The sequence below is a fragment of the Nitrobacter sp. MLSD-S21 genome (genome assembly GCF_058809865.1).
Window position 1 is genome coordinate 236,123 of sequence record NZ_JBXASZ010000005.1, and the last position, 17,850, is coordinate 253,972.

At 58.3% G+C, this 17,850-nt stretch carries 25 protein-coding genes and 2 pseudogenes; 14 read left to right on the top strand and 13 right to left on the bottom strand.

What is annotated here, in order from left to right; genetic code table 11:
• Nucleotides 1-367: 367 nt before the first annotated feature.
• The 5 genes from AC1RT6_RS15640 to AC1RT6_RS15660 are packed head-to-tail and all read left to right on the top strand — an operon-like array spanning nt 368 to nt 3,275.
• The gene (locus tag AC1RT6_RS15640; RefSeq protein ID WP_472790965.1) at nt 368-1,006 is read left to right on the top strand and encodes a cysteine hydrolase family protein; all 639 of its coding nucleotides are present in this window, start codon (nt 368-370) and stop codon (nt 1,004-1,006) included.
• The gene (locus AC1RT6_RS15645; RefSeq protein WP_472790964.1) at nt 1,003-1,317 is read left to right on the top strand and encodes a hypothetical protein; all 315 of its coding nucleotides are present in this window, start codon (nt 1,003-1,005) and stop codon (nt 1,315-1,317) included. Before AC1RT6_RS15640 ends, AC1RT6_RS15645 begins: the two co-directional genes overlap by 4 nt.
• A 29-nt stretch (nt 1,318-1,346) precedes the next feature.
• A complete protein-coding gene (locus AC1RT6_RS15650; protein WP_472790963.1) occupies nt 1,347-1,673 on the top strand; it encodes a hypothetical protein in 327 nt (108 codons plus the stop codon).
• The gene (locus AC1RT6_RS15655; protein ID WP_472790962.1) at nt 1,657-2,286 is read left to right on the top strand and encodes a cell envelope biogenesis protein TolA; all 630 of its coding nucleotides are present in this window, start codon (nt 1,657-1,659) and stop codon (nt 2,284-2,286) included. The genes AC1RT6_RS15650 and AC1RT6_RS15655 overlap by 17 nt, the downstream gene beginning before the upstream one ends.
• Entirely contained in the window at nt 2,268-3,275 is a 1,008-nt protein-coding gene (locus AC1RT6_RS15660) for a DUF72 domain-containing protein (RefSeq protein WP_472790961.1), read from the top strand. Before AC1RT6_RS15655 ends, AC1RT6_RS15660 begins: the two co-directional genes overlap by 19 nt.
• A gap of 665 nt (nt 3,276-3,940) precedes the next feature.
• On the opposite strand, the gene AC1RT6_RS15665 is transcribed toward AC1RT6_RS15660, so the two are convergent.
• Complete coding sequence (locus AC1RT6_RS15665) at nt 3,941-4,141, bottom strand: hypothetical protein (RefSeq protein WP_472790960.1); 201 nt, start codon at nt 4,139-4,141, stop codon at nt 3,941-3,943.
• A gap of 101 nt (nt 4,142-4,242) precedes the next feature.
• Nucleotides 4,243-4,458: a hypothetical protein gene (locus AC1RT6_RS15670; RefSeq protein ID WP_472790959.1), complete on the bottom strand. Its 216-nt coding sequence runs from the start codon at nt 4,456-4,458 to the stop codon at nt 4,243-4,245.
• Between the two features lie 270 nt (nt 4,459-4,728).
• Between AC1RT6_RS15670 and AC1RT6_RS15675 the strand changes: the two genes are divergently transcribed.
• Complete coding sequence (locus AC1RT6_RS15675; RefSeq protein WP_472790958.1) at nt 4,729-4,971, top strand: hypothetical protein; 243 nt, start codon at nt 4,729-4,731, stop codon at nt 4,969-4,971.
• A 1,089-nt stretch (nt 4,972-6,060) separates the two neighbouring features.
• Here the strand turns inward: AC1RT6_RS15675 and AC1RT6_RS15680 are convergent.
• The gene (locus AC1RT6_RS15680) at nt 6,061-6,399 is read right to left on the bottom strand and encodes a DUF2934 domain-containing protein (RefSeq protein WP_472790957.1); all 339 of its coding nucleotides are present in this window, start codon (nt 6,397-6,399) and stop codon (nt 6,061-6,063) included.
• Between the two features lie 239 nt (nt 6,400-6,638).
• Nucleotides 6,639-6,815 carry a hypothetical protein gene (locus AC1RT6_RS15685; protein WP_472790956.1) on the bottom strand — a complete coding sequence of 59 codons (177 nt, stop codon included), beginning with the start codon at nt 6,813-6,815 and terminating at the stop codon, nt 6,639-6,641.
• A gap of 865 nt (nt 6,816-7,680) precedes the next feature.
• Here AC1RT6_RS15685 and AC1RT6_RS15690 point away from each other — a divergent pair.
• Nucleotides 7,681-7,914, top strand: coding sequence for a DUF3551 domain-containing protein (locus tag AC1RT6_RS15690; RefSeq protein ID WP_493029524.1), 234 nt, complete (start codon nt 7,681-7,683; stop codon nt 7,912-7,914).
• Here the strand turns inward: AC1RT6_RS15690 and AC1RT6_RS15695 are convergent.
• Both AC1RT6_RS15695 and AC1RT6_RS15700 read right to left on the bottom strand, forming a co-directional pair.
• Entirely contained in the window at nt 7,852-8,313 is a 462-nt protein-coding gene (locus AC1RT6_RS15695; RefSeq protein WP_472791569.1) for a hypothetical protein, read from the bottom strand. The genes AC1RT6_RS15690 and AC1RT6_RS15695 overlap by 63 nt on opposite strands.
• A gap of 524 nt (nt 8,314-8,837) precedes the next feature.
• Nucleotides 8,838-8,984 carry a hypothetical protein gene (locus AC1RT6_RS15700; RefSeq protein WP_472790954.1) on the bottom strand — a complete coding sequence of 49 codons (147 nt, stop codon included), beginning with the start codon at nt 8,982-8,984 and terminating at the stop codon, nt 8,838-8,840.
• 251 nt (nt 8,985-9,235) lie between these two features.
• On the opposite strand from AC1RT6_RS15700, the gene AC1RT6_RS15705 reads away from it, so the two are divergent.
• Together AC1RT6_RS15705 and AC1RT6_RS15710 are read left to right on the top strand one after the other, a co-directional pair.
• Nucleotides 9,236-9,532, top strand: coding sequence for a hypothetical protein (locus tag AC1RT6_RS15705; RefSeq protein ID WP_472790953.1), 297 nt, complete (start codon nt 9,236-9,238; stop codon nt 9,530-9,532).
• Between the two features lie 169 nt (nt 9,533-9,701).
• A complete protein-coding gene (locus tag AC1RT6_RS15710; protein WP_472790952.1) occupies nt 9,702-9,920 on the top strand; it encodes a hypothetical protein in 219 nt (72 codons plus the stop codon).
• Nucleotides 9,921-10,069: 149 nt separating this feature from the next.
• On the opposite strand, the gene AC1RT6_RS15715 is transcribed toward AC1RT6_RS15710, so the two are convergent.
• Nucleotides 10,070-10,270 carry a cold-shock protein gene (locus tag AC1RT6_RS15715; protein ID WP_472790951.1) on the bottom strand — a complete coding sequence of 67 codons (201 nt, stop codon included), beginning with the start codon at nt 10,268-10,270 and terminating at the stop codon, nt 10,070-10,072.
• A gap of 186 nt (nt 10,271-10,456) precedes the next feature.
• Between AC1RT6_RS15715 and AC1RT6_RS15720 the strand changes: the two genes are divergently transcribed.
• The 3 genes from AC1RT6_RS15720 (at nt 10,457) to AC1RT6_RS15730 (ending at nt 11,525) form a co-directional block, all read left to right on the top strand.
• Nucleotides 10,457-10,651 carry a hypothetical protein gene (locus tag AC1RT6_RS15720; protein WP_472790950.1) on the top strand — a complete coding sequence of 65 codons (195 nt, stop codon included), beginning with the start codon at nt 10,457-10,459 and terminating at the stop codon, nt 10,649-10,651.
• Between the two features lie 37 nt (nt 10,652-10,688).
• The gene (locus tag AC1RT6_RS15725) at nt 10,689-10,874 is read left to right on the top strand and encodes a hypothetical protein (protein ID WP_472790949.1); all 186 of its coding nucleotides are present in this window, start codon (nt 10,689-10,691) and stop codon (nt 10,872-10,874) included.
• Nucleotides 10,875-11,282: 408 nt separating this feature from the next.
• A complete protein-coding gene (locus AC1RT6_RS15730; protein ID WP_472790948.1) occupies nt 11,283-11,525 on the top strand; it encodes a PilZ domain-containing protein in 243 nt (80 codons plus the stop codon).
• 181 nt (nt 11,526-11,706) lie between these two features.
• On the opposite strand, the gene AC1RT6_RS15735 is transcribed toward AC1RT6_RS15730, so the two are convergent.
• The 5 genes and pseudogenes from AC1RT6_RS15735 to AC1RT6_RS15755 form a co-directional block, all read right to left on the bottom strand.
• Nucleotides 11,707-12,045, bottom strand: coding sequence for a hypothetical protein (locus AC1RT6_RS15735; protein ID WP_472790947.1), 339 nt, complete (start codon nt 12,043-12,045; stop codon nt 11,707-11,709).
• A gap of 97 nt (nt 12,046-12,142) precedes the next feature.
• Nucleotides 12,143-12,918: pseudogene (locus AC1RT6_RS15740) on the bottom strand (potassium channel family protein).
• A gap of 66 nt (nt 12,919-12,984) precedes the next feature.
• Nucleotides 12,985-13,381, bottom strand: a pseudogene (locus AC1RT6_RS15745) (VOC family protein).
• 45 nt (nt 13,382-13,426) lie between these two features.
• On the bottom strand, nt 13,427-13,945 hold the full coding sequence (locus AC1RT6_RS15750) for an inorganic diphosphatase (protein WP_472790946.1): 519 nt from the start codon (nt 13,943-13,945) through the stop codon (nt 13,427-13,429).
• A gap of 668 nt (nt 13,946-14,613) precedes the next feature.
• Nucleotides 14,614-15,144 carry a hypothetical protein gene (locus AC1RT6_RS15755; RefSeq protein WP_472790945.1) on the bottom strand — a complete coding sequence of 177 codons (531 nt, stop codon included), beginning with the start codon at nt 15,142-15,144 and terminating at the stop codon, nt 14,614-14,616.
• Nucleotides 15,145-15,260: 116 nt separating this feature from the next.
• Between AC1RT6_RS15755 and AC1RT6_RS15760 the strand changes: the two genes are divergently transcribed.
• A complete protein-coding gene (locus AC1RT6_RS15760; protein ID WP_472790944.1) occupies nt 15,261-15,440 on the top strand; it encodes a hypothetical protein in 180 nt (59 codons plus the stop codon).
• A 125-nt stretch (nt 15,441-15,565) separates the two neighbouring features.
• Here the strand turns inward: AC1RT6_RS15760 and AC1RT6_RS15765 are convergent, their stop codons facing one another.
• Nucleotides 15,566-16,081, bottom strand: coding sequence for a YciE/YciF ferroxidase family protein (locus tag AC1RT6_RS15765; protein WP_472790943.1), 516 nt, complete (start codon nt 16,079-16,081; stop codon nt 15,566-15,568).
• Nucleotides 16,082-16,746: 665 nt separating this feature from the next.
• Here AC1RT6_RS15765 and AC1RT6_RS15770 point away from each other — a divergent pair.
• The gene (locus AC1RT6_RS15770; protein ID WP_472790942.1) at nt 16,747-17,703 is read left to right on the top strand and encodes a manganese catalase family protein; all 957 of its coding nucleotides are present in this window, start codon (nt 16,747-16,749) and stop codon (nt 17,701-17,703) included.
• Nucleotides 17,704-17,850 lie beyond the last annotated feature (147 nt).

The window sequence follows — 17,850 nt, forward strand, 5'->3', positions numbered from 1 at the left end:
CCCGCGATTTGGTTGGTGTTTTCAATGTCGGCTCCCTTTAAGTCGTTGAGCCTGTCCAACACGCTGGAAAGCCCTGTGGTTCCTTGGCGCGCCGCCAGCGTTGCAGCCGGCCGGGCTCTACCGCGTCCGGACGGTCCGCGCCCGAGTCTTAGTCTCGGCCCAAGGTGACGATCCCTCGCGCACAGACGGGGCTGCGCCCCTTCGGCCATCAAGGGCAAGCTCGCTTGCGCGAGGTGCGTAACCGCACCCCTTTGACTGCCTTCCCCCGCTCATTGCCGCCGGGCTAGCGGGTTGCAGCCGCAACCCTTCTCAGAACAGGAACTTCCCGGGTAGGACTCCGTTGGAGCTGGCTTTGAAGGATTGAGCCATGTCCAAGAGCGAAGAGCTCCGCTACGGGGCGCCCGGAGAAAACACCATTCACATCTGCGTCGACATGCAGAGGATGTTCGCGGAAAGTACGGAATGGAAAATGCCGTGGCTGCCCCGCGTGCTGCCGAATATCGTCGCCATCGCATCGGCACATCCTGAAAGGACCATCTTCACCCGTTTCAATCCCGCCGAAAAGCCGGGCCATGGGGTGGGGATGTGGCGGCATTATTACGAGCGCTGGGGCTCGATGACCATCGCCGAGCTCGGGCCGGACATGGTCGGCCTTGTCCCTGAACTCGCGGAGTTCGTTCCGCCAGCGCGGATCTTCGACAAGCATGTTTATTCGCCATGGACGGGAACGGACCTGCACCAGCAGCTGCGCGGGGCGGGAGTGGAGACCATTATCATTACCGGCGGGGAAACCGATGTGTGCGTGCTCGCGACCATGCTGGGCGCGATCGACTGGGGCTTCCGTACCATCCTCGTCACAGATGCACTTTGCAGCTCCGCCGACAAAACCCACGACGCAATGATGGATGTCTACATGAACCGCTTTGGAGAGCAGGTGGAATGCGTCACGACCAAGACAATCCTCGATAGCTGGTCCGGACGTGCGCCAGTGGGGCTATCGTTATGAGTACCTCCCATCTCGTGCAGATCCTTTTGCCTAAGGAAACCGGTGACGGTGAGCCGGTCTCGCAGGAATGGTTTGAAGGGCTGTTGAAGGAACTGACCGAGAAATTCGGCGGTGCGACAAGTTTCGTGCGCGCTCCCGGCCAGGGCCTGTGGCGCAGCGGCGGCGATACCGAGCGCGACAATATCGCCGTCATCGAGGTGATGACGGAGCGCCTCGTACCCGAATACTGGCGATCTTTGCGGGAGACGCTGGAAGCTGAGCTCCGTCAGGAGAAGATCGTTATCCGCGCCCAGGAAATCATCCAACTTTGAATTCGGCGCGCTGGTCGCAGGGAGTGCATATGGGTTCGATGATGCTGGTCAGGACGTTTTGTGCAGTCAGCACGGTCATTGCCGCCGCGCTTGTGGCTGCCAATTGGAATGCTCGTGTCATGGTCGCGGGCTTTGCGATCTTCATCGTCGCATCTATTGCATGGATGATCGACGGTTGGCTTGAGAACAAGGCCTCGCTGATCATCCAGAACCATTCTTCTTCTGATCAATCTCCTTGGTGTCTGGCGGTCGCTTCCCAAGGCTCACGAAGAAATTGCGAGATAGCTCTGGCGCGGCCATTGTGCGGAACCATAGGCTTCCATGGAACATTGGAAGCCTATGGCGCGCAAACTTAAAGTCTACCAGACATCGCAGGGGTTTTACGATCTTGCGGTTGCGGCGCCATCCATGAAGGCGGCGCTCGAAGCCTGGGGCGCCGGCAGCAACCTGTTCCATCAGGGTTTCGCAAAGGAGTCGGATGACGATAAGGCCATCGCAGCAGCGATGGAAAAGCCCGGCGTCGTCCTGCAGCGGCCCGTCGGATCTGACGCCGCATTCCAGGAACATTCCGGCTTGCCGACAGCTGTATCACTCGACTTAAACCCGCGCGAGGCGAAAGGGAGCCCGTCGAAAGCGGCAGCAGGAAAGGCCGCGAAGGCTGTAAAACCAACGAGGGCCGGTGAAAAGGCGGAGCGCCGCGCAGCCGCCGCGTTCGAGAAAGAACGCGGCCGGCGAGAAAAGCAGCGACAGAAAGAAGAAGCTGAGGCCGCAAAGGCGTGTGCAAAGAGAATGGCCGCTCGGAAAGCCGCAGAGGCAGCGCTCCAAAAGGCGACACGTGAGCATGACCAGAACGCAGCACAGATCGAGAAGGATCTAGCGGCTGTACAGCGTCGTGCTGATGCTGAGGAAGAGCGCTGGGAGAAGTTGAAGGACCGGCTGGAAGATGCTGTGTGGAGAGCAGGCAGCTAGCTATGCCCCGTCGAAGCACCATCCCTGAAAAAAAGGAATTAACGCCGGAGGCGCAGCGAGAGCGGCGTCAGCTCCGGCGCGAGAAGCAACGACAGGACAACATCCAGCGTGCGGCGAAAATGCACGTCGCGCGACAAAAGATGGAGGCGAACTCTGAACATTCCGCGCATGACCTCAGAGAATCGGTCTTTGTTGGATGCTCAGGCTGGCGTTACTGGAAATGGCGGGATTCCTTTTATGCAGGCATAGCGCAGCCAAACTGGTTTGAGCACTACTCGCAAGCCTTCGACACGGTTGAGATCAACGCTTCATTCTATTCATGGCCTACCGTTGCGAATGTTCAGGCCTGGCGTCGTCAGCCGCGACACAAAAAGTTCGTGTACACAGTCAAGGTCTGCGAACTCATCGCTCATGTGAAGCGCTTTAAAGGGACCAAGACCCTCATTCGGGATTTTGGAATCATCGCTGATCTTCTTGGAGAGCGAATGGGCTGCTTTCTCTTTCAGCTGCCTCCCAGCTACCACTACACGAGGGCACGGCTCAAGTCGATCGTGAACCAGCTCGATCCAGCGCGCCGTAACGTCGTAGAATTTCGGCACAAGAGCTGGTGGAACGAAGACGTTTATCGCGCCTTCCGCAAAGCGGGGGTTATCTTTTGCTCATGCAGCGGGCCTCGGCTTCCGGATGAACTCATCCGGACTGCGGAGGATATCTATGCCCGCTTACATGGTCCGCTGCGGTGGTACAGGCATGACTATTCGGATGAAGAACTGAGAAAATGGGCAGTCAGGATCAAAGCAAGCGGTGCAAGAAGAGCCTGGGTCTACTTCAATACGACAACGAAGCGAACGCCACACAGAACGCGCGCAGTTTCGACCGCCTGCTGTCCGGGCGGGCCTCCTCTCGGAGAAAACCGGAAGGCTAGTCGGCGTGCTCATGTGACATGTATTTTCGCGTGCGGTGTACTACCTTTAGCGCTTAAGAATTAACACTCTTAACGCCGGAAGCGCGGCGAAGAGCATTGCGCCGATATCCCAACCTCCGCGCGTCGTAAGGCTTTTTGCATCGTGGCGGCGCTACGAGGGCCCCGCATAAGTCTGTCGGAACGTTGTCTCGTATTCTTGCGGGGCTTCAAGGCCAAAATCAGTGCCAGGCGCTCGTAAAGCATCGCCGCCATTGCCTCACTGAGCAATCGTTATGCCGAGATTGGCGCAGAGGTTTTTTGTTTTGCTCATGCTGCTACCTCTTACCAGCTGTGCTGTAGTTAGGTCTAAGAGCGGAGTGGAGGAATCGCAATGCAAGGCGCCGAAGTGCACCCGGGGATCGGGACACCATTTTCGGAACGCCTCATCATCCTAGCCGCGACAGAGAACATCAGGCCTATCAATCCGCTTCCGACCCCCAAGCGTAAAGGCCGCCAAATCCCAGGGCAACCTAGTTGCTTATCGGTATGTCACTGGTCCGCCCGTGAATTGTCCGGGCCCACACTCCGACCAAGAGAGCCAAAGAAACTGACAGAAAGCGCCTTGACGTTAGGCATGGGTGCTCCTTGATGACGCATCAAGGAAACACCCGGCATCGCTGGCCAGGCTGCGATGCGTTGGGCGTTAGCGTTTAGGAACGTTACGACGCGGCGGGAGAATCATCGCCGCGGTCAGTGCCGGTATCTCAAGACTGTGCGGTTATGCGAGACGCGATTAAGCAATTTCCTGTAGTCGGCTAGCTCGCGGGCTCGGCGCTCAAGGAAACGCTCCTTGCAGAACCTCGTGCACAGGTGGTGAAAGCCGACAAAGTGGCGGACCAGGCCGAACCGGCTCTCGCCGCAATACGCGCAGACCTTCTTTTCTTTTGGCATCGTAGCCTCCTTCGGCTTGAGGAGGTGTGCGGCGGCGCGGAAACATCAAGGGCGCCGGCTGCTATGTCGCATTCAACTAGTCGTGGCTATTGCGCGTGCCGTTACGGGTAGCTGAGCGCGGCGATGAAGTCGGCATCAAGATCGGAAGGAGCACGGTCCGGTTGCTTTTCTATCATCCGGCAGTTGGTGAACGACGCCTCGCAGTGCGGGGAGCAGAACGTCTTGCCCCCGCTGTGCCGGCGCATGAGGCCGAAGGCTGAGCTGTTGCAGAAGTCGCAGGTCTTCTTGATGCTGGGTCGGCGCGCTATAAGTCCCATGAAAAGCACTCCTTCGAAGTGCGGGCGGGATGTTAATTTCGATCCCCACAATCTCTGTGGCTGCAAGGCGATTAAAGCGCGATTTTTGCACAGATTTTAGATTAATCCATTGGAACCGCGAACCCATCGCCGCGGATAGTTAAATCGCTCATTCGATGCGAGCCCCGAGCGCCGGTGACTCTCTGCGACTTGGTCGGCCCGGTTCTCCCGCGGCGCCCCTAGGGAATGCCTCCGCGCTCCATATCTCCCCGTTGCGCGAGGAGGTGTCCGATGGACCTGAGCCGTATCCGAGAAGAGCTGTGCCAGATGGGCCGCCAGATCCTGAGGCAGCGCAATGAAATCCGAAAGCTCCAGCTGGCGGGCGTTTCGACCGCCGCCGCCGAGGAGCTAATGGCGCGGATGGAGTCGCGGGTGGTGGAGCTTCGGGAGGAGCGGGTTCGGCAAGCGGAAGAGCAGCGCCGGCAAGATTCCGCCTTGGCGAAGGCCCGCAAGCGGCCCTTCGAGAGGCGCTGAAGCCGCAAGCGCTTGCAGCACCTTTAAGCCTGAATCCGATAGGAACGTTGACGCTTCCACTTTTTTGATGCCGGAGCCAAGACCGATTGGGATCCTTCATCACTGGAGTACGAGCATGAGACTCATCACAATGACGCTGGCAGCAACGTTCGTCCTGTCGAGCGCCCTCGCTAACGCCGAGGTCCCAAGGGACATCCCGATCCGGCCCCGCCTTCTTCCTCGAACAAGGACACGTCCGGGATGACGCCGGATACCAGGAGCGGAAGCGGCACCTCCACTTACGGCGGCGGGGACGCCAGCGGCGACCCAGGCAGGGATAAGATGCCGGACAGCAACATGCACGTGAAGCCGAGCCCCGGGAGCCGGAAACCCGAACCCGAACAGCAAGATCAAATGAGGTGCAGCGATGGACAGGCAGCAGATCCTCTTCGGCCATCTCAGGCAAGCGCAGCTGCACGTGGCGCTCGGCGTGAGGCACATCGCCTGTCAGTACGCCATCATTTCGGAGCTCGAGCGCTCCGGGCAGTGCCCGATGCGGATCAGGCGAGGGATCTGCTCGCTACTTTCGAGGAGATGCAGGAGGAGAACATCTCGCACCGTGACCGGCTGAAGCGGGAGCTCCTCGCGGCCCCGGCCTAGCTACCCTTGAGAGGCTTCTCGACTTTCGCTAGTCTGCTTGCGACCGCGCGCCGTCTTCTTCTTCGCTGCCTTCGCCATCATAAGTCCTCCACCAGATGACCAAGAGAACGTGGCCGGGTCGTGAGAATCCCGCCAGTTGTCAGCGTGCCTTTGAAACCCGACCGCGGCTCTGAATCTTACAGGGGCACGTGCGCAACCAGTCCATTCGTAGAAAAAGCCACGGCCGAGACAACTCCGGCATCTCGGATTCGGTTCTAAGCCCGCGCTTCTGTTTGCTTCGTCGCAGGGCTGAACGAGGGTGGTGCGTATAATTACTATTAGGGGTGTGGATGTGGTCCTTGAGCGCCTCTTCCCAGCCGAGCTTCTTTCGGAGATTCTACGCGCGCTTCTTGACGTAGCCGACGGCCTCGGGATTTTACGCCATACGTGGCCCAGCGGAGGAGTGTGACGCTAAGCTATCAAGTCCGAGGCGCGGGTGGGGTCGGGCATTCCGCGATCGCGCTGCTCCTGCTCGGCCTGGAAATAAAACTCTTGGTCGCGGCCTTCGGGGCAGCCGGCCTTCTCCCACAACTGGTAGGCGCGGATCTTGATGTTCTGGTCAGCCCGTTCGGCAGCCGGGGGTACAGGTGTTGCGGAAGCGCCTGGAGGCGCTGCCAGGGCAGGGTCTTCGCGCGACACCTCGTCCAGGGTCTTGCGCGCGAACTCCGATCCTATTTCCAACCCGACCGCCGCGGCCGATAATCCGACAGCTGCTGTATCCTTTACTACCTTCTGGAGCTCTTTTCGCATGGTGGTGTCCCGAGGCTTAATGCCCGGCGATGCCGGGCGGGCCTGATAAATGCGAAGCGGAGGGCTTGGTTCCTGAAGGGTGCACGGCCCCGCAGCGCTCTCAAGGGTGAAAGGCGCAGGGAGTGCGGGGGTCCGCTGGGGGAAGTGGGCCCCGTCGCGCTGATATGTATACCTGGGCCATATTTTGTTAGGCCTTGAACGAGCTCTGCCGCAGCAATCCCTCAGATGTGATCTGAAGGCTAGTGCAGCGCCGCTTCGACGACGACGGTCACGTGCCTCGTGTCGGGAGGGTCGCTGTCGTTGCACTCGCACGGCGCGCCGTAGCCGCACGCGCAGCCTATCTCCGCGTCGTAGGGCAATGTCGGGATGGCGCTCGCAAACCCAGCCGACTCCGCAGCAAACGGGGCAGTTGTCATTCATGTCAGGTACCGGCCGGAGGAGGGGGCACGGTCCCGGAATCTCCCAGGTGCACCAGAGATGCGGGACCGTGCGGGCCGACGTCAGGAGAAGTGCCGCGGCCTGGCGGTGTAATCCCGCTTGCGCCCCGGCGTTCCTAATCGTGAGCGGCGGCGCGCTGCGCGGACTTCGTGAGCCCCTTGAACGAGCTCTGCCGGAGCAGTCCCTCGGACGTGATATCGCGGTATTGCACCTCTGCCATGAATGATGGCTTGACCTACGTTGCCTTCGGCTTACTGGGAGGCATGGTAAGAGGCGACGTCGCGGTGACGGCCGTATCGAGCTGATTGCGTATCCTGCTGGAGGTCGGGACCAGCCGGTCCCGACCTTGCCCATGTAGACTAGTCTCCGCCTTCGTATCTGCCGAGATAGAGCACGGCGACGCCGGTCGGGTCCTTTACGAAGCCGATGACGGGAAACGTGCCGCGCTGTTGCGGTCGGAGCGGTAGGGCGAGGCCGGGTTCTTCGAAACGACGCCCTCCCAGTCGAACTTTGCCGCGTGCTCGAACATCTCCCCACCGTTGCCTGCGATGTGCTCGCTGTAGTGCAGGGGCCCCCCAATTCGTGGCGGGCGAACAGCTCCCTCAGCAGCCGCTTGCGCTCGACCTGCGCGACGGCGCGCAGGTCGTACCGGTCGAGGTAGAGCACGTCGAAAGCTAGTACTCGATGCGGCCCTGCTTGCCGCCGGCGAGCGCCGCCTGGAGCTCGGAGAGGTGGTGCGGCCGTCCTCGATGCGGCGCAGCTGTCACCGTCCAATCCGCATTCAAACGCCGAGCCAATAGGAACACACGCCCGGTCACTCCGTTGGCGCAACGGAGAAATGACATGCAAGTTAATTTGGCGGCGGTTCTGACAGCAGGAACACTGGTTGCGATCGCCGGCCCGGCACTCGCTCAAAATGACGCTTACTGTCTTCAATCCGGTAAGTGGGGTTATCCGGGGAACTGCCAGTTCTCGACCTATCGCCAGTGCATGGAAGCGGCGTCTGGCACCTCTTCAACATGTGGCAGGAATCCGATGAGGAAACATCCCCAAGATCGCTACGATCATCGACGCTAGGGTGAGCGGGTCGCAAGAAACCTGCAAAGTTTGGAAGGTCCTGACATGAGCAAGTACAGCACAGACAACCGGGATAAGCGACACGGAGCCTATGATCCGTTGACCAAGGAAGGCTTGCCTCAGCCACACCAAGTTCAGGACAAGACGAACGAGCATCAACGCGAACAGCAGGGCGCGGATGTGAGGGAAGATTTCATCCCCGGAGCCGAACCGGTATTGCCCGAGGGCTTGGTCAGGAAGCGCCGAGGACCACTCAACCCTCGAACCGGTAGGCGCCCGACTACCTAGTAATGCCGGTTTCCAAATTGCGTCTTGATCTTGATCTGCGCTTCGCAGACGCTTCATCGTATATTCGATCTCGCCGCCTGGAAGCTCGCGCCACAACTCGACCGCGGTCATATACGCGGCCGCCGGCTATCGATCTGACGGGCTTGATCTCGAGGCTGATAAAGGTCTCGCGAGCGTATCCATCGTCTCAGCGTTTGACTGCCGGCGCCGGGCGGCCATCCGATCGGCGAGGTCTTTTGGGGTATGGACCATCGCGATACTCCACGCTGCGACGGAATTTCAAACGTTGAGGGCGCGGAACGTCTGCCCCGCGCCCTCTTCTTAAACTCGCTGAACCAGGCGGGAGACCGCCTCGTCCCAAGCTCAAAGGCTTACAGGGCGGCCTCAGCGAGGTGACAGCGCTTACGATCAGACACCGGACCACCTCCTTTCGTTGTTGATGATGCTACCGAAGCTAGTGAACTTTCTTAATGGGTCAAGAACCCCCGCGGCGCGGTTAAGCCGCCGGCAAGCGGGCCCTCAGCATCCCTTGCAAATACTATTGATCTTCTTGTCTGCCTTGGAATGACCCGGTGTGTTTTCCTTGCGGATTACATCGTCGCCCGGCTTCGCAGGTCCTGGGGTGACGGTACCGTCTATGCGGCCTCCCATAGCGCCACCAGCGCGGTTGCCTGTCGTTCCTGCCGTCCCGGTTGAAGCATTGCCCGTGCCGCCGCCCACTGAGCCCGCAGATCCTGAAGCGCCGCCCGCCGCTCCTCCGGCGGAGCCTCCACCTCCACCACCTCCCCCTCCGCCACCCTGAGCAAGAGCAGATACAGGGGAAATCAGAGCGGCAACAAGAAGTAGCTTGCAGAGGGAAGAATAAGGCATGGAGAAGCTCCTTTCCGGCTGCAACGCCAGGACAAACGGCGCGTTCCTAATCGCGCCGGAAACCTCTTGAAGGGGCTGGTTCAAAGCCCAATAGGCGGTCACCCGACACCGCCTCTGGTTCGGACTAGCATAGAGGCAACGGCCTCGATGACGGAGAAATGACATGGGGAAGGCGGAGGATTTTCTCAATGAAAAGGAAGCAGCAGGATCCGTTGAGATCGAATCGGTTCAGCAAGAATTGGCTCGTGGTGATTGGGGACGGATCGCTACAGAGACGATCGATGGTCTCACGTCCTACTGGTTTGATGACGGATCGCGGCTAATAGCTGGGAGTTTTGATGGCGACGAATTTATCATCCGAGCCGCTCCAGCCTTCTCTGAAGATGAACTTCACAACATGCCCCCCGATGAAGCGAAAGAACATCGCGCTATGATCGATACTTTGAAGGGTACAGCTTAGACATACGTCGGGCCTTGGCTCCATCGGCTGGCCTCGCAGCCAGGCTGCGAGGAAGCGATGAGCGAGACAATCCACCGCACCCTAGATTGATTGAACCGGCGAGAAATGGCTCGCGTGAGAAAATTGTTCGGCGCTAGAATTTGCAAGTTAAAATGGTGGAGGTGCAGCGATGGCGGAGCGTCATGGCGGCAAGCAACTCACCCTTCAGGATCGTCTTAAAGCCTGGGCTGATAAAACGCGCGAGCAGGCCGACAAGCTTGAGCCCGGCTCTGCGCGTGATGCCCTGCTGAAGAAAATCGAGCAGGCGGAAAAGGCGGCCCGGCATGACGCATGGTCCCGGTCGCCAGGATTGCAGCCGCCTATCGATCCACGTGATCCATCGGACTGAAGTGACGCGGCAAAAGCCAGTATTGCCACCAGCGTCCGCACTCGTGCCGCAGTGCGGAAACGACGGGACCCAAAAATGGCCCGAAGCGTGCGTCGGACCATCCACATCGCGAGCGAGCGTACATCCGGCTCAGCTCGCTTACTATCAACCTATCCGAAGGTTCTCAGCGCTTTCCTTGCCGCGGTTTGCGACGACCTGATAGCTCCCCTTGTCTCATAGCTCACCTTGTCGCCTTCGTTCAGCGAGCTCAGGCCCGAGATATGGACGAACACGTCGTTGCCGCCGTTGTCGGGCTGGATGAAGCCATAGCCCTTCTGCCCGTTGAACCACTTCACAGTACCAATCGCCACTTGCACAAACTCCTATTGAACGATCATTGAATATGAGCGCTCACGCTGATTGTCGCAAGCTCAGCCGCCTCTCGATCGGTACCGATCCTACTGCGGAACCAAAATCCATCTCGGTCATTCTGATGAGGTTCCCGGGCGTGGCCTTGATTTGCACTCACGCCCTCAGCTGAATGAAAAGGAGCGCGCATGCGCCGACCATTTATAGAACTCCCTTCCTTTGCAGAACGAGTCAGCGCCTTCGCCCAAGAGGCGTTGCAGGCAGCTGAAGCTCTCCCCGCTGGCCCTGAGAAAGAGGAGTTATTGAAGAAAGCGCATAGGGCCCAGGCCGCGAAGAACATGGATGCTTGGGCCAATTCGCCCCATGTGCATTCGACCAAGTGAACCCGCCGATTTGAGAGACCGCCCCACGGAGCGCAACATGCAATTGGCTCGCTACGAAGTCGTTGAAAAGGGCAAGTCATGGGCCGTGAGTCACGACGGCCAAGCAGACGGAGAATATGCGACAAAGGAAGCGGCATTCGAAGCTGCCGTGGCGGCCGCATCGCTAGCGATCAAGCAAGGCCACGAAGTGAGCATAAGCGTGCCGAGCACCGCTGGCGATTGAGCCACACATGGCTCCCAGTTGACTGACGACCGCTCCCGCTGTCGTCCGTTTTACGAGCGATTAAGCCTGAACCGAAGTTTCGAGGAACGAAGGCATTTGCCTCAACTTGTGCCTAAAACGAGGTGGCACATGATCCAGAGTTTTCGTGAGCAGGCTGAACGAGCCGAGCGATTATCAAGATCCATCAACGACCAGCAAACGTGTGACGCGCTCTTGAACTACGCGCGGGAGTGTCGGGGGAAGCTGGAATCTCAAGTCGATAATGTGCCACCCCGCGAACCTGAACCGAGCCGCCAGCCTGAACCGGCGAGGCCTGCCGACCCTGTACGGCCGGATAATGCGCCGCGCGATCCAGACCCGCCTCGTCAACAGAAGGATTGTGATCCCTTCTGATTATTTGAACGAGCTATGGACGAACGTCGCAGCACAAAGCGCCAGCGGGTCCTGAAGGCTGGCAGCATTAAAATTGGCGGTGGCGGCGCTATCGACTGCACCGTGCGAAATCTATCGCAGTTTGGCGCGGCGCTCGATGTGCAAAGCCCAGTCGGAATTCCGAGCGAGTTCGTGCTGCTGATCACGGGGGACGGACTTCGCCGGCCCTGTCGCGTCGCCTGGCGAAAAGCCGGGCGGATAGGGATCAGGTTTGGTTAGCTCGCATCTCAAGCCAATTTTGGCCACCGTGAGGCCAGATGCTCACGATCGACTCGGAGCTGGCTCGAGATGCGCATACCGCGGCGTCGTTCTTGTGTGCTTGAATGAACGATGCTTGCGAGCCTTCGGCGGCGGATCAAAGATCGGCGCCAGACGCTCATACAGCATCGCCGCCATCGCCTCACGCTTCGGGACCGCCTTGCGATTTGCCTTCGCCATCTTGGCGAGCTCTACCAGGTCGATATTTCGAACGCTTCGATCCAGGCCAGTCCGTGATCAGCCACGAGGGATGCGCAAGGACGAGATCGCTGACACCCAGGATTCCAGCCGCCGTCAGCGCCTGCTCATTGCCAGATGACTCTACGATCGTGCGCAGCGTGATGATCAGATGTCCCTCGCCGTGCTCGAGGAGCATTCGGCGTAGCGTCTGACCGGCTTTGGTTCTCAACGGACCGGTGGGCTCGTGACATAAGGCAATCGTTATCCCGAGATCGGCGCAGATGCTCTCAACCGTGCTCATGCTGCCAGCCTTTCGCCATTGCGCTGCAATCAGGTGTAAGAGCGCGATCGATGAATTGCAATGCAAAGCAAATTTACCGAATCGTTGGGTCCAGATTCTAGATCGTGCCTTCGTCGGGAATGTTCAGCATCTTGCCGCAGGCCTTACAATGCACAGCATCGCTATCATGGCGCTGCAAGCCGCAGGTTGGGCAAGTGAAGCGAACCTTGCTCGGACTTAAAAGTGCCCGGGCGAGATTGAAGAACAGGGTGACGCCGAAAATCATTATGATAACTGAGATTAGGCGTCCAAACGTGCCATGCAGAGTAATGTCACCGAAGCCCGTCGTCGTAAGGGCGGTAACGGTGAAGTACAGCGCGTCGGCATAATTGGCGATTTGATCGTTGCGATGCTTCTGGGTTTCGTAGACGATCGCAGTCATCACGAAAATAAAAACGGCTAGGTTTGTGACTGCGAAGATCACCTCTTCGTTGCGGCGAAAAAAGAGACTATCTCGCCTCAGCCTCACCAACAGATGGTAATTTCGCAAAAGTCGCAAAGTTCGGAGGATACGGAGAAAGGCGCCGGATTCCCCTGATAGAGGCGCCAAAAATGAAACGATCGCGATTAAATCGGTCCAAGTTGAAACTCGCGCGAAGTCGCGCAGCCGATGCCGACTAGCAAGCAAGCGGGCCGAAAAATCCGTAAGGATGACGGCACCGAACAGAATATCCAATGCTTCAATGATCTGGCCGGAGGGCAGGAACGACGTTGCCACAATGAAAAGCACTGTCACATATCAAATGCGAGCAGCGCATAACGGAAATAGATACTCCGTGGAGATGCACCTTCGTAGAGGGACTTTATCCGCTTCTGCAGAGCAGTGAAGGTCATGAGGACGGGTTCACATTGATTTAAACGGCATGGTCGCGAGGATAAGGGGCCGTCCGACACTAAAGCTCAGTATCCCTTCCAAAGTCCCGGCGTGGCCATCTCCAGGAGATGATCGTCGGGATCGCGGAAGTATATACTTACGCCGCCCCTCGGCCACTCCGTCCGGCCCTGCACAACAACACCCATACCCTAAGATGATCCTACCACGCCTCCAGCTCGTCGGCGGCGATGGAGAACGCGACGTGCATCCGGCCCGATCCGTTGTGAGGGGGAATGGCGCCTCCGGGGGTCTCGATAGGCTGCAAGGACCGGCCCCGCGGGAGAAAAACAGGACGCCATTACCGTTTACGTCGTAGGCCCGCATGCGGTGATCGGCATGGATGCAGGGAAGCCCTATGACCTTGGTGTAAGAGGCGGCGGCCTTGTCGAGATCGACCACGTAAAGCGTCGTTTCCAACTTCAAATCTTTGGCATGAGTGCCCCTGCTCGCGCGGTCCACAATGTCTGACTATTTCTCGGAAAGCCGCTTGATTGTCGCGATCGTCTGCTCGGGACCGCGCCAACCCAAGAAATCAATTTCCGTCTCCTCCAGCGCGTAGGTAGCTAGAAAGAACTTCTCCAGTTCGTCATGTGTTCGCGAACCAAGGTTTCGAACGTCATTCAGATCGGTCTCAGTCGGAGAACGATCGGGGACCGCAAACACGCGATCGTTCCTCTCTGTGTTGCCCTTCCTTTTCTGTTCGATCTCAAGGATGCCAATCGCCTTGCAGCGAATCACTACCCCTGGGAAGGTTTTTGCTTCATGGATAATTAGGACGTCCAGTGGGTCACCGTCCTCGGCCAAGGTCGAAGGTATGAAACCCCAATCATACGGATACGCCAGGCCTACCATCAAGGGCTTGGCCAGCCTGAACGCCTGCAAGTCCGGATGGAAGTCCAACTTAAAGGTGCTTCCTCGCGGCGTCTCGACAACGGCATGGATATGCTCGTCATCGGCCCAGGTTGGGAGTTTGAGCAAACTCGTCATGCCGCTTTCCTAACTGCATGCTCGTCCGAGAGCTCCGTCGCTGATAATGCGGACGGTAAGATTTTCGATCCGCGTTCACTGAAAAACGGCCTGCAGGAGCGGGCCCTCGTCATCACGAACTTCCACTGCGATCAGTCCGCCAAGACCATCGGCATGGTGCGTCCGGAGAGCCTCCCGCGTCAATTCTGCGAGCGAGCGACCTTTTCTTGCGCCGCATGAGATGAAGAAAGTTCGAGACCTACTTCGTCAAGCGTGAGAACGTCGCCATCTCGGCAGGTTTTCAAGTGGGATCCATGTTTGGCTTCGGCCCGCGCAGAATTGACTGGCACCTCGACTTTAGGTTCGGGCCTCATCCGTTCAACAGCATTATGTATCTTGGCCACGCACGAGCCAGGCTGTAAGTTTCTCTCACAAGAACTGACGGGTGCCCAGCTTTCGTCGAGTACGGGCGTAAGCGTTCATGAACTTAAAAACACTTCTGCAGATGTGAAGGAGGACTCGGCGGGGTAAGACCCCACCAGCTTCCTGACGCTGTGAGATGAAATCGTCGTCGTGCGCCCCAGCGAGCAGATAATCCGCCGCACCCAGCACGCGGTCGCCACCGTAATTAAGTCGAGGCAAACGAAAGCCGTCAGCCCCGTGAGTGGCACTGGCGGCTTCCTTCGGCACTAGCCTAAGCGGCCTACGGCAGGATCTGTTTGGGTCTTGATCTTAATGTTCTCGTCGCCGCCATTCTCCACCTTCTTGTCGAGCTCTTTCCGTTTCTCGTCGGTCAGCTCCTGCAGGGTCTTGCCGGTCCTCATTCTTCGCGTCGCCGTCGAGCGTCCCGCCCGAAAGGCCGCCAACCCCTGTTGCGTCTGCAAATCAACGAACGCGCGACCGCCGCGCTCCAGAAAAAAGAGATGCGATCTTGCCGCATGCTGGAGCTGGCGGCCGGGAACCATCGAAAACGCAAGCGTTTCGGTTGGAAAACCGGAGGAAGCTATGCCGCACGCGATGCCCGTCCCCATTTCCGTGATGCAGAAGTCCGCTCGCCATAGCGATGCACTATCTTGTGCAGACGGAGCAGGCATACCGCTCTCCCAGACCACGCGCTTCTGCGCCGAGGTAACTGCCACGAGTGAAAGAGCGGTAGGCGGCATCCAGTCTGGCTCGCGAACACGGCGATCGGCGCGCTGGAGCGGGCGAGAAAGGACCATTGGTTCCGCATCCTGCGAGCCAGTGATGGCGTCGGCAGAAGACTGACCGCAGTCCTTTCGAGTGAACTTTGCGCTGGCCCGCGCATTACTTGGGTCCACGAAGCGAGGAGAGATTGATGTCAAATCCGAACGACAAGGTGGACCACAGCTCGAAGGCGCCGCTGAAGTCCGACATGAAGGCCGGCGTGCAGCCCAACCAGCAGCCCGGCGTAAAGATCCCGAACAATGACGAGAAGAACGAGAAGAACAAGGGCAAAGACTCCTCGGGCACTGGTCAGGGCGAGAGCTACAGCTAATCGGTGCGCGCGCGAAACGGCCGCCGGCTCTGCAAGGGGCTGGCGGTCCTTGCGTTGCTACAGCGGCGTGAGTCCCATATTGAATGCAGGAGGCTCCCTGATGGGGAGGGAGCCTTCCGATGGCATTAAGCCGCGTTCGAGGCTTTTGTGTTGACACCCTTGCGAAGCGCCACCGTGTTGAGTTTCGTGTTCGCGGCCTTTTCTTCGTTTAGGTTTGTGGTCAAAAACCGGACGACCTCGTCGTGGCCAAGCTCTTCGGCCCACGCAATCAAGGTGCCATAGCGGGCGATCTCGTAGTGCTCAACCGCTTGACAGTTGGCAACAATGGCCGCGTCGAGCACAGCCTTGTTCTCGACTTCGCCAGAGGTCTCGTTCGCCTCTTTGATTATACCGTCGATCGCCGGACACGCAGTGCCCTTGGGCTCTTGACCGAGTTTCTCGAAGACCTGTTCAAGGCGCTTGATCTGTCCTTCCGTCTCCTGAAGATGGGTCCGCAGACCGGTTGACAGGTCGCGATTGGTGGCAAGCTCGATCATTTTCGGCAACGCCTTGGTGATCTGGCTTTCGGCGTAATAGATGTCCTGAAGACCATGCAGAAACAGGTCGTCCATCGTTTTGATATCTGCTGAGAAGATGCCCATTGTCGAATTCCCGGGTGGCTCGTATCCGGCACAAAACTCTACTAGCCTTTGTAAGTTCCTTTCTGAAGTGTGAATTAAAGTTCCCTTCGATTGTTATTTTCATCAATCGAGCCAAGGACACTATGTCAGACAACAAATCTACGTGAGAAAGCCGATCGGTTGAAGGTCGACGGTATCGATAGCTGCGATGAGTTCGGGGGACGGCTAATATCGAATGCGATGGGGTCAGAGGCCGGGTGATAAGTGTGAAGGCGGGAGATGTCATTGTTTTGCCCGCCGGTACCGGGCACCGTCTGATAAAAGTCAGCCGAAATTTTTTGGTGGTGGGCGCTAATCCCGAAGACGGGACCTACGATGAAATTACGGACACGCGCGAACGGCCCGAGCCCGAAGAAGAATTGTAAAGGTTGGCAAACCAAAAAGGGATCCAGTCCACGGAGCGAGAGGGCCATTGCGCGACTTGTGGCTCTCAAAGAAGTAAGTGCCGCGACGTTTGCGATGGTGACGACAGGATCGACCAACGCAAAGCGATTCTGCATTCTTTCGGTCAAAGACCGATAAACAAGTGTCCCCTCTTGCAAGGCGTTTTATCGATTGTCCTTGGCATATAGGAACGGTTCGAAGGTGCGTTTGTTCGTTGTACGCCAAAGCAACGGAGACGATAGATGTTTATGCACAATAAACGCCTGCAATATACGGTTCGCGTTTCGGAACCGAACCCGGTCCTCGGCTCGTTTATGCTCGAGCAATTCGGCGGTCCGGACGGTGAGCTCGCAGCGGCGATGCGCTATTTCACGCAAGGATTGGCGGACGATGATCCGGGCCGCAAGGACATGCTTCTCGATATTGCAACTGAAGAGCTCAGCCATCTTGAGGTGATTGGCTCCATCGTTGCCATGCTCAACAAAGGCGCCAAGGCGCAGATTTCTGAAGGCAGCATGAAAGAGGCCGAGCTTTACATGTCACTTACGAAAGGTGGGAACAGCCATACGCAATCGATCCTCTATGGCGGTGGACCTGCTTTGACTAACTCCTCTGGAGTACCGTGGACTGCAGCCTACATTGACACCCGCGGTGATCCTACATGCGACTTGCGCTCAAACATTGCCGCTGAAAGCCGAGCGAAGATTGTCTACGAGCGACTGATCAATTTAACAGACGATCCTGGCATTAAGGATGCGCTGGGCTTTCTAATGACTCGGGAAATCGCTCATCAGAAGTCATTTGAGAAGGCGCTCTATGCCATCTCTGACAATTTTCCACCCGGTAAGCTGCCGGGCCTGAAAACCTTCTCCGACACTTACGTGAACACTTCTCAAGGTGGCGCTGAGCCGAATGGCCCTTGGAACAGTGGCAAGCAGTGGGACCGGGTGGATGATTTGGAGGCAGCGCTCCCAGCAGACGGGGGTGAGGGGGATGCCACCGTTCAGCTCAACTCAATGGATACGACAGTCCTCAAGGCCCTTTCGGCCCGTACCATGTCCCAGCAGAGTGTCGACCCAACGACGGGAGCGGATTTGGGCGCAGGCCCTGGCGCGGGAAAGGTCACTGAAGGCGACAAGGGCGGCGCGGAGGACATGGACGAAGCTAAGGCCATGGCGAGAAAACGTACCGCAGCCTGAGACTTGACCTCCGCAGTATAGGCAAAGCTCCTTGTCGCGGAGGTCAAGCTTCCGAAACAACCGAGCGCGTTGTGTGTCGAGCCGGTTGACGGGCGCGGGCGGCCACCAGCGACGAGGTGAAGTGCTGCGCAAGCGAGGCGCGCGATC

Bases quoted from the DNA above. Each gene is read 5' to 3' on its own strand.
- AC1RT6_RS15640 (WP_472790965.1), top strand. From the start codon at position 368: ATGTCCAAGAGCGAAGAGCTCCGCTACGGGGCGCCCGGAGAAAACACC.
- AC1RT6_RS15645 (WP_472790964.1), top strand. From the start codon at position 1,003: ATGAGTACCTCCCATCTCGTGCAGATCCTTTTGCCTAAGGAAACCGGT.
- AC1RT6_RS15650 (WP_472790963.1), top strand. From the start codon at position 1,347: ATGGGTTCGATGATGCTGGTCAGGACGTTTTGTGCAGTCAGCACGGTC.
- AC1RT6_RS15655 (WP_472790962.1), top strand. From the start codon at position 1,657: ATGGCGCGCAAACTTAAAGTCTACCAGACATCGCAGGGGTTTTACGAT.
- AC1RT6_RS15665 (WP_472790960.1), bottom strand. From the start codon at position 4,141: ATGCCAAAAGAAAAGAAGGTCTGCGCGTATTGCGGCGAGAGCCGGTTC.
- AC1RT6_RS15670 (WP_472790959.1), bottom strand. From the start codon at position 4,458: ATGGGACTTATAGCGCGCCGACCCAGCATCAAGAAGACCTGCGACTTC.
- AC1RT6_RS15675 (WP_472790958.1), top strand. From the start codon at position 4,729: ATGGACCTGAGCCGTATCCGAGAAGAGCTGTGCCAGATGGGCCGCCAG.
- AC1RT6_RS15680 (WP_472790957.1), bottom strand. From the start codon at position 6,399: ATGCGAAAAGAGCTCCAGAAGGTAGTAAAGGATACAGCAGCTGTCGGA.
- AC1RT6_RS15685 (WP_472790956.1), bottom strand. From the start codon at position 6,815: ATGACAACTGCCCCGTTTGCTGCGGAGTCGGCTGGGTTTGCGAGCGCC.
- AC1RT6_RS15690 (WP_493029524.1), top strand. From the start codon at position 7,681: ATGCAAGTTAATTTGGCGGCGGTTCTGACAGCAGGAACACTGGTTGCG.
- AC1RT6_RS15695 (WP_472791569.1), bottom strand. From the start codon at position 8,313: ATGACCGCGGTCGAGTTGTGGCGCGAGCTTCCAGGCGGCGAGATCGAA.
- AC1RT6_RS15705 (WP_472790953.1), top strand. From the start codon at position 9,236: ATGGGGAAGGCGGAGGATTTTCTCAATGAAAAGGAAGCAGCAGGATCC.
- AC1RT6_RS15710 (WP_472790952.1), top strand. From the start codon at position 9,702: ATGGCGGAGCGTCATGGCGGCAAGCAACTCACCCTTCAGGATCGTCTT.
- AC1RT6_RS15720 (WP_472790950.1), top strand. From the start codon at position 10,457: ATGCGCCGACCATTTATAGAACTCCCTTCCTTTGCAGAACGAGTCAGC.
- AC1RT6_RS15725 (WP_472790949.1), top strand. From the start codon at position 10,689: ATGCAATTGGCTCGCTACGAAGTCGTTGAAAAGGGCAAGTCATGGGCC.
- AC1RT6_RS15730 (WP_472790948.1), top strand. From the start codon at position 11,283: ATGGACGAACGTCGCAGCACAAAGCGCCAGCGGGTCCTGAAGGCTGGC.
- AC1RT6_RS15735 (WP_472790947.1), bottom strand. From the start codon at position 12,045: ATGAGCACGGTTGAGAGCATCTGCGCCGATCTCGGGATAACGATTGCC.
- AC1RT6_RS15750 (WP_472790946.1), bottom strand. From the start codon at position 13,945: ATGACGAGTTTGCTCAAACTCCCAACCTGGGCCGATGACGAGCATATC.
- AC1RT6_RS15755 (WP_472790945.1), bottom strand. From the start codon at position 15,144: ATGGTCCTTTCTCGCCCGCTCCAGCGCGCCGATCGCCGTGTTCGCGAG.
- AC1RT6_RS15760 (WP_472790944.1), top strand. From the start codon at position 15,261: ATGTCAAATCCGAACGACAAGGTGGACCACAGCTCGAAGGCGCCGCTG.
- AC1RT6_RS15765 (WP_472790943.1), bottom strand. From the start codon at position 16,081: ATGGGCATCTTCTCAGCAGATATCAAAACGATGGACGACCTGTTTCTG.
- AC1RT6_RS15770 (WP_472790942.1), top strand. From the start codon at position 16,747: ATGTTTATGCACAATAAACGCCTGCAATATACGGTTCGCGTTTCGGAA.